Genomic DNA, 11,891 nt, shown 5'->3' with positions numbered 1-11,891 from the left:
TGTGACAAGTTTCTGTTGATTGGGTCGTGTAGGTGGGACTCGGCCTGACCTGCGAATCAGTATCCGAGATATGCATCAAGCGCTTCGAACTCCGAATCGGAGAGAATAATCTCGGTAGAGATACCGTCGATTCGGTCGAAGTCGTTGTCTAGTGTAAGTATCGTCTCGACACCTTCTTCGACTGCAACCTGTACGTAGTATCCATCCCAGCCGTCGATGTTCAGTGCACCTGCCCGCTCGAATCCCGTTCGAACGGTGTCCTCAGGTAGTCCGTCGTGCCAGTGAATCCGTTTGGCGTCCATAAATCGTTGCATGAGTGCTGAGGCATCCTCGTTAGAAAACCCATAGACTGAATTGAGTATGTGGTGGGCACCAACGAGCGAAGCGTACGGTACGACAGCAGAAATCTCGCCAGTAACTGCCTGTCGAACGTACGAAAGTGCTGTATCACTGACTGGAGTCCCAGCATGTGCAAGCGCCGTCACGCCCACATCAAACAGGTATGGCCCGTCACTCATCGTCAATCGCCTGCTCTCGAATAGAGTCAACGTGGTTGCGGGCTATCGAATTAAGCTCGTTGTACGGCGACTGCTTTCGCTTCGAAGCAGCGTGTTCGGAGAGCGTCTTTATGTCATCGAGAATCTGTTCGGGGTCGTCTTCTCGCTCGATGACCACACGGCCATCGTCTTCGTGGATCTCGACCGCGGTACCAGGGTCGATACCGAGCCGATCGCGAATTTCTTTCGGGAGCACGATTCGCCCCTTCGAATCGACGGTAACCATATTCCCACTTTCAGTGGGAGCGAAGTAATGCTTTCGCCGTCCTGCCGTCGACTTCGCATACAGGTATAAGTGGAACCCGACGGTTTTTTCTCCGTCGCCGGACCCGACTCAAGCAATGAACATCCTCGTCACCGGCGGTGCGGGCTTCATCGGCGGTAACCTCGCCGAGCGGTTCGCCCGTGATGGTCACTCGGTCACCGTCCTCGACAACTTCGACCCGTTCTACGACCTCGACATCAAGCACCACAACGTCGAGACCGGCCGCGAGGCCGCCGAAGACGGCGGCGGGAACTACGAACTCGTCGAGGGTGACGTACGCGACGCCGATTTAGTCCAAGAGCTCGTCACCGACGCCGACTATGTCTACCATCAGGCCGCACAGGCCGGCGTCCGCCCGAGCGTCGAGAACCCACGGAAGTACCACGAGGTCAACGCCGACGGTACGCTCAACATCCTCGACGCCTGCCGCGACGAAGGCATCGAGCGGTTCGTGATGGCCTCCTCGTCGTCGGTGTACGGTATCCCCCGGTATCTCCCCTACGACGAGGAACACCCGACGACGCCCGTCTCACCCTACGGCGCGTCGAAGCTCTCGGCCGAACGGTACGCCTGTGCCTACGGCGAGGTGTACGATTTCCCCGTGGTGGCGTTGCGGTACTTCACGGTGTACGGTCCGCGGATGCGCCCGAACATGGCCATCTCGAACTTCGTCTCCCGATGTATGAACGGCGAACCGCCCATCATCTACGGCGACGGCACCCAGACGCGGGACTTCACGTTCATCGACGACGTCGTCGAGGCGAACATCACCCTCTTAGAGGAGGACGCCGCCGATGGCGAAGCCGTCAATATCGGGTCGACGGACAACATCGAGATCAAGACACTGGCAGAGGAGATTCGCGACCAGTTGGCCCCGGAGTTAGACCTCGTCTTCGAAGAGCGCCACGACGCCGACGCCGAGCATACGCACGCCGACACGTCGAAAGCGAGCGAACTGCTCAACTACGAGGCGAGCCACACCATCCGAGAGGGGGTCTCGAAGTTCATCGACTGGTACGAGGCCAACCGCGAGTGGTACGAACCGCTCGTGCGGCAATCCTGAAGAGTCGGTATATAACCTGTTATGCAAGCATCCAACCCCAGCCGTGGCTACGAGCGTGGATAGATTCCCAGTTATCGGCTTCATGCCACCCGTAAACGGATGGGCTTTCGCCTCGCTGCCGCTGTAATGCGGCCGCTCGAGACGCCACTGTTCGCTGCCATCTATCGAGCGAGTGCACAAGACGGCATACTCGTCCGCAAACCGATTGTCTACCGCGACAGGACGATGTCGGCTCGCGTTGTCGGCGACGCGACAGCGCTCCAGCGCGCCCTTGACGCCGCCCCCGACGGCGTCGACATCCAGATAGACGAAATCGGTCGGATCGAGAGTCACACCGACGATCCACTGGTCCAGCTCAGCGATAGACAGCGTGAAGCGGTCGAGGCCGCGCTCGAACTCGGCTACTATACACAGCCTCGCGGGGCAACCCACGAAGACGTAGCCGCCGAACTCGACTGTGTCGCGCCGACAGCGAGCGAGCATATCCAGAAAGCAGAAGCGACAATCGTCCGCGCGGTGATGGACGAGTTTCGAGTTGAAACGTGACTAGCTGAGGTCACACCGGTCGAATCGTCGCGCTCCGATCGCGAACAGCCCGCCTGCAAACAGGAGCAGGACGGCCATGCTGTACAGCACCAGCGGGACGACCACTGCCGTATGCTGCGTGCCGTATCCGGTTGCCTCGAAGAGTGCCTCGCGGATGGTGTCGAGGGCGACAAACGGACTCAGATGGTCGGCATACTGGAACCACGCTGGCGGGTGCGCAGCCTGCGCAAACTCCCCAGTTGCGAACTGGCCGGTGACGACGAAGGCCACTGCTGGCAACACGAGTTCGTCCCACAGTCTGGCGAAGACGAGATACAGGGCGACTACCAGGGCGAGTGACCGATACCGTGTCGAGACTGCTGCAGAGCAACTCACGGTCACGACAGTCCACACGGTGGCGTACAGCAGTGTCCAGCCGGCCCACACGAGAAACGCACCGGGATACGCCTGCCCGAGCCGCGTCACGACGAGTGCCTCGGCGACAACCAGGAGTGGCTGCAGCGTCGCGACGACGATGCCGACTCGCGAGAGGAGTTTGCCGACGACGAGCTCACGCCGCGTCACCGGCAGTCCGAGAAGGAAGCGACTGGTCCCGGACACGCGTTCCCCGACAATTGCGTTATGCCCGACGGCGATGCCGAGAACCAGAACGGGGAGCGTGAACGAGTAGGGAATCCGAGTGAGAACCTCTGTGTCGGTGAAGACTGTACTCGGGTCGATAGCACCCCAGAGGGCTGGGGCCGTGAGCAAGAGCGTGGCGACGAGTGCGCCTGCAACAACCCAGTTCTGGAGTGCATGCCGGAGATCCGCGATCGTGAGCCGCCAGATACGACTCGATCGTGGCCGGACACGAGGGAGTATCCCACTGCCCGTGACAGATGTCCGGAGACGCCACAGTGAGCGCCAGATCTGCCTGCCGATGTGCGACTCGGCGTGGTCACCGCCGAGATCCATGCGTTCGAACCGGCGCATGCCGAACACGAGCGGGAAGAGCCCGAACGACAGAAAGACCACCGTCCCCAGCACGTGCGGGAGTGGCCCGCCAGTCGGCGACCCCGGGCCGACGAACTCGACCGACCAGCGCATCGCAGCCCAGAAGTCGACGAGGGGATTGAGACGCTCCGTAATGCGCAACCATAGCGGCGCGGTGGCCAACGTCTCGTAGGACGGCGGATCGAGTGACCCAGTGAACAAGAGTGCGAACAGCGGCCGGATGACGACACTCCACACGCCGAAGTTGAAGCTAAATACGACGTGGGTCACGACGAGTGCGCCGAGTGTGCGATACGGTGAGTCGAATGCGGCCGAATAGCCGACCGTTATCGCACTCCAGACCACGACGTAGGCGAGCATCCAGCCACCCATCACCCAGAACGGGAGCAGGTACGGACTGCCGTAGCCCTGGTAGACGAGGCCGTTCGCAATGGCGAGGATCACGGCCAGTGCCGTCACGGCGATCCCGACCCGGGAGCAGAGTTTGCCGAGGACGAAATCCCGTCTCGTCGCCGGCAAGCCGAGGACAAAGCGGAGTGTGCCGGCAACACGCTCGGTGACGACGGCACTGTAGCCGACGGCGGCGACGACCACGAGCGAGAACGTCATCAGGTCCGCCGGCAGGAGGAGCAGATACTCGCTAATTGGATGGATATCTGGCGTTGCACTCGACCCCGTGGACGGCAGGAACATCACCCCGAGGAGACCGATCGCGCCCCACACGAGGCGACTGCGAAACGCCCGGCGGACGTCATCGCGAGCAATCGTGGCGACGCGACTCATACGCGGTTTACACCCTCCGCGGCCGAGTCATCGGTGATCGTCAGGAACATCTCTTCCAGTGATGCCGCCTCGGTGGTGATGTCACGAATAGGGACGCCGTGTTCGTCGAGCCGAGCGATCGCGTCGGCTTTGGCTGCTGGTTCGGTACACGTGATGCGGATCGATCCGTTCTGTAGCGTTGCGTCCGAAACACCACTGATCGCTGCGAGTCGGTCCGTAATGCCCTGCGGGACCGTCTCAACCGACAGCGAGACTGTGGCTGGCGTCGCCGACGCCGCGTAGAGTGCGTCGATCGTATCGACCGCGACGAGATGGCCGTCGTGCATGACCCCCACCCTGTCACAAATCGTCTCCACCTGGGCCATGATGTGACTCGAGAAGAAGACGGCTGCCCCACGATTGCGTTCTTCCCGGACCACCTCACGGAGGAGGCGAGCCCCCGCTGGATCCAACCCACCGAGTGGTTCGTCCAGAATCAGTAAGTCTGGTGTGCCGACGAGAGCGATGGCCAAGCCGAGTCGCTGGCGCATGCCCTTCGAGAAGCCACCCACCGGTCGGTCGGCGGCATCGGTGAGCCCCACTCGTTCGAGGAGGGTATCCGGGTCGTCGTTCGTCCGTTTCATCGCCGTCGCGAATCGCAGGTGGTCACGGGCCGTGTCCCCGTCGTAGAACCCCGTCGCTTCGGGGAGGACACCAATACGTTCCCGGACGGCGCGCGGGTTCGTCTGTGGGTCGTAGCCGAGGACGCAACTCTCGCCCGACGTCGGGCGGACGAAGTCGAGGAGCATGTTGATCGTCGTGGACTTCCCAGCCCCGTTTGGGCCGAGAAAGCCGAACACTTCCCCTGACTCGACCGTGAAATCGAGATCGTCGACGGCGACGATATCACCGCCGTAGCGTTTCGTCAGGCCGTGTGTCTCGATGGAGGGCATCGTATTTCTGAGCTGATACTTGTGGAGGTAATAAACTAACCATATCTGGGCTCATTCACTGTAGCTCAGCCTTGGGTGACCCATTACTCATTTCGATAACCAGACGCAGGACTTATTTTCTCTCTCAGCAATCACTTCATCAATGGATAGTGGGTGGCGGTATCGGCTGGCGAGTGTGTCAGGAGTCATCCTCCTCTCGGCAGTCGTAGTTGCACTGGTCAACAATCCTGTCGTCCAGTCGCTTGCGCAGGCATTCCCTATTATTGCCCGGTTAGCCGAGAATCCAGCTACCGCGCCTGAGTTTACGATCGAATTACTGCTAACTGTCGCTATCGTCACAGGTGCGTTCTTCCCGCTGTACAAGCCACGTCCACGCCGTATCCTCGATATCGTCGCACTGGCTCACAAGCGGGTTCTCGTGGCTATGTTCGCGCTGGCGACTATCGGCTACTTCGATTACACGTATCGGCTCCCGCGATTGAGCCTTCTGCTTGTGACGCCCGTATTACTGATCGCACTACCCGCATGGCTCATTTGGATCCGACAACGGCCGTCCGGAACCGGTGATCGGACTATCGTTGTCGGTGACGAGCTCGAAGTCATCAATCACGTTGTGTCTGAAGTGGAGGGGCCGTTGCTCGGTTATCTCTGTCCAACGAACACGCTCAGAAGGCGCAGTGAGGCCGCTGTTGTCCCTGACGGGGGTGTTGAGGTGAGTAACTTAGACCGGCTTGGTGGTCTTTCGCGCATTGAAGACGTCCTCGTAGAGTACGACGTGGAAACGGTCGTACTGGCGTTCGACCAATCCGATCGGGCAGAGTTCTTTGGTGCGCTGGATGCCTGCTACGAACACGGTGTGAACGCGAAGGTACACCGTGATCATGCGGACTCGGTTTTAGTGAGCGAGTCGGGCGTTGGGACAATCGTCGACATAGACATCGAACCCTGGGACATGCAGGATTACATGATGAAACGAGCGTTCGATATCGTGTTCGCCGGTGTGGGGTTGCTGGTGTTGTCCCCAGTCATTGTTGGTATCGCGGTCGCCATCAAATTGGATGACGGTGGGTCAGTACTGTACAACCAAGAACGGACTGCTGTGTTTGGCGAGACGTTCCCGGTGTATAAGTTCCGGTCGATGGTTGAAAACGCCGAAGAGAATACTGGTGCGAAAATCAGCGAAGAAGATGCTGGTGGCGTTGATCCGCGTGTTACCTCGGTCGGTCGAGTTCTTCGCCAAACGCATCTAGACGAGATTCCACAGCTGTGGTCGGTGTTGCGTGGAGACATGAGCGTGGTTGGTCCGCGTCCAGAACGACCGGCGTTGGACTCAGATATTCAGACAGGTGTTGTCGCTTGGCAAAAGCGATGGTTCGTGAAACCAGGCCTGACTGGCCCTGCACAAGTGAACGGTGTGACCGGGACAAATCCACAGGAGAAGCTCCGCTACGATTTAGAATACGTGAAATATCAGTCATTTCAGTACGATCTAAAGCTCGTTGTACGACAGGTCTGGAGGGTATTAGATGACGTAATTGATTCTATTCGTGGGAAAATATGAGATATGACTATTCCTGTTCGGCATTCCTGCCTATTTCAGTAAACCTGGCGCCCGAAAGGGAAAGTCTCACATGCTGACAACCGTTTGCTACTAAAATACAGTTTCACACGATATCGTCGTCATTGCGTAAAATCAGGTTGTCCTTGTCTGGTTGAATCTCGGTTGTTATTACATACAATTATTCGGAATAATAAGCGCATCCGGACACATAGTAGCCCGTTGATGACGACGCTGAAGGTTGCGGCCGATAGGAACTGAATTGAGGCTGTCGGCAAAAAAGCAACTCTTAGGCACGTTCGGCAAAGTTCACGATACTGCACATAAGTGAATGCGTTACAGGACTAACCTCACGGCAGCACTCTTGTATCGGCGTACCGAGAAGAGAACTGGTTCCGACACAACAGATCTTGTCAGTGTCACTTAATGAAAAATATTCACATCCTATTATAATTTTATCGGACAGCTTGATCGCTGGAACCGATATCATGTCGAAATTGCCTTTAACAACAGTCTCAAAGATATTCTGAGTTATTTCCGATAGCACTCACACAGTATTCGTACCGTATCACTTTTATCTTCCAATGGCAGATGAGTGATTAGTGACGGATACGGATCTAAATAGCGTCTCCCGGCTTGAGCAACTCCGTGCGCTCATTCGAGTTGCCAAATTTCGACCGAAATTGACGGTTGGGATTATCGTCGTCGGTGTTTTCGCTGCCACCCTCGAAGCGGTGGGGCTGGGATTTATTCTTCCTATCGTTGAGATTGTCCAGTCCTCAGGTAATCCCGGCGCCAACGCTGAAGGTGTGTTGAGACTGTTCGTGTTGGCCTACCAGACGCTAGGGATTCCGTTCACACTGGGGACGGTCGTCGCCGGCGTGGGTCTCATCCTAACGGTTCGTTGGACATCAACGTTTGTCGTCCGCTGGCTTCGGAGTGTGCTCACCGTCGAGTACACACGGAATCTGCAGATGCGAGCGTTCGACAATGCGCTGGATGCTAGGATCGAATACTTCGACCGAGAGGGGTCCGACGACATCCTCAACGCTATCGTGACGCAGGCCGAATACGCAGGCCGTGTTATCCAGTACGTCGTCAACTTCATCGAGCAATCGCTCCTGAGCCTGATGTACCTCGCTATTGCGGTCGTACTCTCGCCACTGCTGACAGTCTTCGCAATCGTCTTCCTCGGCGGATTCACTGTTCTCTTCCGCACTGTTCTGGAGTCCGGGTACGACATCGGTGATCGCGTGGCCGAAGCGAACGAACGCGTCCAGCAGGCGGCTCAGGCCGGAACTCAGGGTATCAGAGATACGAAGCTGTTTGGACTCAAGAGCGAACTCTTCGACGATTTCCTCGGTGCAGTTGATCAGTTTGCAAGCTCGAGCATCAAGCAGAAACGCAATCAGGAGGCAATCAATAACTTCTACAACCTGCTGACCGCGATATCGGTGTTCCTGTTGATCTACCTCGCGATCTCGTTCGCCAACATGTCACTTGGTGCACTGGGTGTCTTCCTGTTCGCGATGTTCCGGCTGGGGCCGAAAGTGAGTTCACTCAACTCGAAGTTCTACCAGATCGAGAATAACCTCCCGCATCTCGTTCGAACGCAAGAGTTCATCGACGAACTGGAGCGAAACCGAGAGCCGAGTGAAGAGACTGAACCGGTGCCCGATGAAGTCCAGACGGTCACAGTCGATGATCTACACTTCTCCTACGAGGCCCAGGAAGACGAGGCACTCTCGGGAACCTCCCTGAAGTTCAAGAAAGGCGAGTTCATCGGCTTCGTCGGTCAATCTGGCGCTGGTAAATCTACGATTGTCTCGCTACTCGCACGGCTGTACGAACCTGACTCCGGCGAGATACGAGCGAACGACCGCTCGATTCACGAGATGCCAATTGACGAGTGGCGCAATCGAATCGCCGTCGTCCGCCAGGATCCCTTCATCTTCAACGATACCCTTCGATACAATCTCACCATCGGCAATCGGGACGTTTCCGAGGCTGAACTCAACGAAGTGGTCCGGATCGCCAAGGTCGAGGAGTTCTTCGACGAGTTGCCCGAGGGGTACGACACGCAACTCGGTGACAACGGTGTTCGGCTGTCGGGCGGCCAGAAGCAGCGCGTTGCGCTCGCGCGAGCACTGCTGAAAGATGCAGACATTCTCGTCCTGGACGAGGCCACGAGCGATCTGGACTCCTCGCTCGAACAAGAGGTCCAGCAGTCAATCGAGAACCTAGATCGGGACTATGCGATGGTCGGCATCGCACACCGGCTTTCAACTGTACGGAACGCTGACCGTATCTATACCGTCGACTCGGGGAGGATAATCGAGACGGGGCGGCACGAAGAACTGATTGAGAACGACGGGCAGTACGCGGAACTGTACGGGCTGCAATCACAACCGAATCAGTAGTCATTGAGGTCGTTGACCTGGCGCCCGCTACATCTATGAGTCCGTACGGTGAATCGTTCGTATGGAAATCAATGACAAATCCATCTCGCAGGATTCGCCGTATTTTATCGCGGAAGCAGGTGTCAACCACAACGGCGACCTCGAGATGGCCGAGCAGTTAATCGATGCTGCGGCCGAAGCGGGGGCCGATGCAGTAAAGTTCCAGACGTTCAGCGCCGATCGACTCGTCACCAAGGACGCCGATACGGCCGAGTATCAGGAGGAGACGACGGACGAAGACAGTCAGTACGAGATGTTACGGCAGTACGAGTTGGGTCGTGCTGACCACGAGCGGTTGATGGAATATTGTGCCGAGAGAGAGATTACCTTTCTTTCGTCGCCATTCGATCCCGAGAGCGCTACGATGCTCGCCGATCTCGGCGTTCCTGCAATCAAGGTTGGCTCGGGTGAACTGGACAACCATCCACTCCTCAGACATATTTCGGATCTCAACTTACCCATGGTCGTCAGTACAGGCATGGGAACGATGGCAGAAGTCCGCGACGCCTACGAGGCGATCACAGCTGCCAACCCTGACGCCGAGGTGGTCTTTCTCCACTGTACCTCGTCGTACCCGGCAGCCGTCGAGGACGTCAACCTTCGCGCGATGCAGACGATGGATGAGGAACTACCGGTCCCGGTCGGGTATTCCGATCACACGACACTGCCCGAAACGCCGGCGCTAGCTGTTGCCGCCGGTGCGTGTGTGTTAGAGAAGCACTTTACGCTGGATTCGACGCTTTCTGGCCCTGATCACGAGGTGTCGCTCGAGCCGGCAAAGTTAGATCGCTGTGTCGAGTTGGTTGAAACCGCAGCAATGGCCCTCGGAGACAGCGAAAAGCGTCCCGTCGATGCTGAAATGGAAACTCGGACCGTCTCGCGAAAGAGTCTCCATGCAGCGAACGATCTTGAGCCGGGAACGATACTCTCTGAAGCCGATCTCAAAATCGTTCGACCAGCAGAGGGGTTATCACCGAGTGAATTGCAGACGGTGCTTGGTCGAAAAGTCGCGAATTCTCAAGCGGAAGATGACCCTCTCAGGAAAGAGGATCTGAAATAGCGTCTGTACGAATCCACTTGATTCACTGGTCCGCGTTCGTGGCTGGTACCCCTTTGTAAAAAGCCCCTTCAGGAATGTCCTCACGGACCAGACTATGCGAGCCAACGAGTGCATCACGACCAATCTCGACACCGGGAAGAACCGTCGTATGTGACCCGATTCGTGCCCCTTCTCGGATGTGAACATCTCCCGATTTACCATCGATCGTCGATTTACTGTGGATATCGCAGTGTGGTCCAATCTGGACACCCGCCTCAATCGTCACTCCAGAATGAGCATTAATCACTGTGAACGCTCCAATATCGACATACTCCTCTAACTGCAACTCCGCTGGTTGGTTTACTAGCCAATTATATTCAGTGAGCTCGCCGTCGACTATCTCTGGATGCTCCCATTCTTCAAATCTCTCTCGTGGGTCGTCACTCATACGAGTCCAGTCGGCGCGGAAACCCATCTATGTTGTCCTGTGCTCAATTCTGTAGGGGACATTAGCGATCGAAATCAAGCTGTTTCTGAAGGAGACGCTCATCGATTTCGACGTCAGCTAGCCGTTCGCAGATCCGTATCCCCGCTCCACCGTAGTTATACGGATTCGAGGAGGTGGTAGCTTGCTCCCGGAAAGCGTCGTCAGTGAGGCACTTCGAGATCGCCGCTTGGATTTCGTCGCGCTCGTGCGGGACCGAGAGCGTGTTTGCTGCTCGCTCACGGCCATCCTGTCGGGGCCCAACGTCAACCACCGGAAGGTCGAACGAGGGGGCTTCGATGATTCCACTCGAAGAGTTCCCGATCATCACGTCGGCAGCGGTCATCAATCCCAGATATTCACGGCGCGGGAGGCTTCGGAATGTCCGAGCCCTCCCTGCTTCCGACCGTGATTCGATCTCCGCAATCATCTGATCGCCCCCGGCATCCGAGTTCGGGTAAATCAGCACTGTCTGTGCATCGATGGACTCGATTGCGTTGAGCGTCGCTGCCATCTGTTCGCCAGCCCGATTCGGTTGTGTCGTCACCGGATGCTGAACGACGAGTAGCAGTGGCTGATTCGGATCGATCTCGTACTTTTCGAGCACTGCGTCCGGACTCTCATACTCGCTGGCCTGGATATCGTCGAGGCCGGGGGCTCCGGAAACTGTGATTCGCCACTCCTCTTCGCCCATCTTTCGGATTCGCTCGCCACTCCGTTCGGAAGCCGGGAAATGGAGATGCGCGAACTTTGTGATCGCGTGTCGAATGCTATCGTCGATGGTTGCCCCGTGCATTGAATCTCCGCCGTGGATGTGAGCGACGGGGATGTTCATGTGCGCCGCTGCGAGCGCGCCGGCTAATGCTTCGTCCCGGTCGCCCAGCAACAACACGAAATCTGGATCGAGACTCTGGAATGCGTCTGTGAGCCCCATCGTCCCGATTCCGAGCGATTTCGCCATCGCTGCTCCGGAGTCCCCATCGAGTTGCATCGAGACCTTACGGTCGACAGTGAATCCATCGTCGCGAATCTGCTCAACGGTCTTCCCATGCTTCGGGGAGAGGTGCATCCCAGTTGCGACGATGGACAGCGATAGCTCCTCGTGCTCTTGGATCGCCTCCATCGAAGACTTCAGGAGCCCGTACTCCGCTCTTGTTCCCGTGAGGATGAGAATCTCACGGGCGTCAGAATCCATACCTCAACTTACCGGAC

The 11,891-nt window shown here is 57.4% G+C and carries 11 protein-coding genes; 5 read left to right on the top strand and 6 right to left on the bottom strand.

Annotated features, from left to right (window positions below):
* Window positions 1-56 precede the first annotated feature (56 nt).
* Both ACV7GQ_RS01390 and ACV7GQ_RS01385 read right to left on the bottom strand, forming a co-directional pair.
* The gene (locus ACV7GQ_RS01390; protein WP_470311773.1) at window positions 57-518 is read right to left on the bottom strand and encodes a type II toxin-antitoxin system VapC family toxin; all 462 of its coding nucleotides are present in this window, start codon (window positions 516-518) and stop codon (window positions 57-59) included.
* Entirely contained in the window at window positions 511-783 is a 273-nt protein-coding gene (locus ACV7GQ_RS01385) for an AbrB/MazE/SpoVT family DNA-binding domain-containing protein (protein WP_470311772.1), read from the bottom strand. Before ACV7GQ_RS01385 ends, ACV7GQ_RS01390 begins: the two co-directional genes overlap by 8 nt.
* Before the next feature lie 115 nt (window positions 784-898).
* Here ACV7GQ_RS01385 and ACV7GQ_RS01380 point away from each other — a divergent pair, with 115 nt between their 5' ends.
* Together ACV7GQ_RS01380 and ACV7GQ_RS01375 are read left to right on the top strand one after the other, a co-directional pair.
* Window positions 899-1,885, top strand: coding sequence for an SDR family oxidoreductase (locus ACV7GQ_RS01380; protein ID WP_470311771.1), 987 nt, complete (start codon window positions 899-901; stop codon window positions 1,883-1,885).
* Between the two features lie 126 nt (window positions 1,886-2,011).
* Window positions 2,012-2,431: a helix-turn-helix domain-containing protein gene (locus ACV7GQ_RS01375; protein ID WP_470311770.1), complete on the top strand. Its 420-nt coding sequence runs from the start codon at window positions 2,012-2,014 to the stop codon at window positions 2,429-2,431.
* Here the strand turns inward: ACV7GQ_RS01375 and ACV7GQ_RS01370 are convergent, their stop codons facing one another.
* Window positions 2,432-4,207 (bottom strand): ABC transporter permease, encoded by a 1,776-nt coding sequence (locus ACV7GQ_RS01370; protein WP_470311769.1) that lies wholly within the window; start codon window positions 4,205-4,207, stop codon window positions 2,432-2,434. It abuts the gene before it with no gap.
* Window positions 4,204-5,139, bottom strand: a complete 936-nt coding sequence (locus ACV7GQ_RS01365; RefSeq protein ID WP_470311768.1) for an ABC transporter ATP-binding protein — start codon at window positions 5,137-5,139, stop codon at window positions 4,204-4,206. The genes ACV7GQ_RS01370 and ACV7GQ_RS01365 overlap by 4 nt, the downstream gene beginning before the upstream one ends.
* Window positions 5,140-5,281: 142 nt before the next feature.
* Here ACV7GQ_RS01365 and ACV7GQ_RS01360 point away from each other — a divergent pair, with 142 nt between their 5' ends.
* From ACV7GQ_RS01360 to neuB, 3 genes are all read left to right on the top strand, one after another.
* The gene (locus tag ACV7GQ_RS01360) at window positions 5,282-6,700 is read left to right on the top strand and encodes a sugar transferase (protein ID WP_470311767.1); all 1,419 of its coding nucleotides are present in this window, start codon (window positions 5,282-5,284) and stop codon (window positions 6,698-6,700) included.
* 599 nt (window positions 6,701-7,299) lie between these two features.
* The gene (locus ACV7GQ_RS01355) at window positions 7,300-9,117 is read left to right on the top strand and encodes an ABC transporter ATP-binding protein (RefSeq protein ID WP_470311766.1); all 1,818 of its coding nucleotides are present in this window, start codon (window positions 7,300-7,302) and stop codon (window positions 9,115-9,117) included.
* Window positions 9,118-9,178: 61 nt separating this feature from the next.
* On the top strand, window positions 9,179-10,216 hold the full coding sequence (gene neuB, locus ACV7GQ_RS01350; RefSeq protein ID WP_470311765.1) for an N-acetylneuraminate synthase: 1,038 nt from the start codon (window positions 9,179-9,181) through the stop codon (window positions 10,214-10,216).
* Between the two features lie 22 nt (window positions 10,217-10,238).
* Here the strand turns inward: neuB and ACV7GQ_RS01345 are convergent, their stop codons facing one another.
* Entirely contained in the window at window positions 10,239-10,643 is a 405-nt protein-coding gene (locus tag ACV7GQ_RS01345) for an acyltransferase (RefSeq protein WP_470311764.1), read from the bottom strand.
* Between the two features lie 61 nt (window positions 10,644-10,704).
* Window positions 10,705-11,874 (bottom strand): UDP-N-acetylglucosamine 2-epimerase, encoded by a 1,170-nt coding sequence (gene neuC / locus ACV7GQ_RS01340; protein ID WP_470311763.1) that lies wholly within the window; start codon window positions 11,872-11,874, stop codon window positions 10,705-10,707.
* Window positions 11,875-11,891 lie beyond the last annotated feature (17 nt).

This window comes from Haloarcula sp. MBLA0163 (genome assembly GCF_055632435.1).
This window is presented reverse-complemented; position numbering and strand designations above follow the sequence as displayed.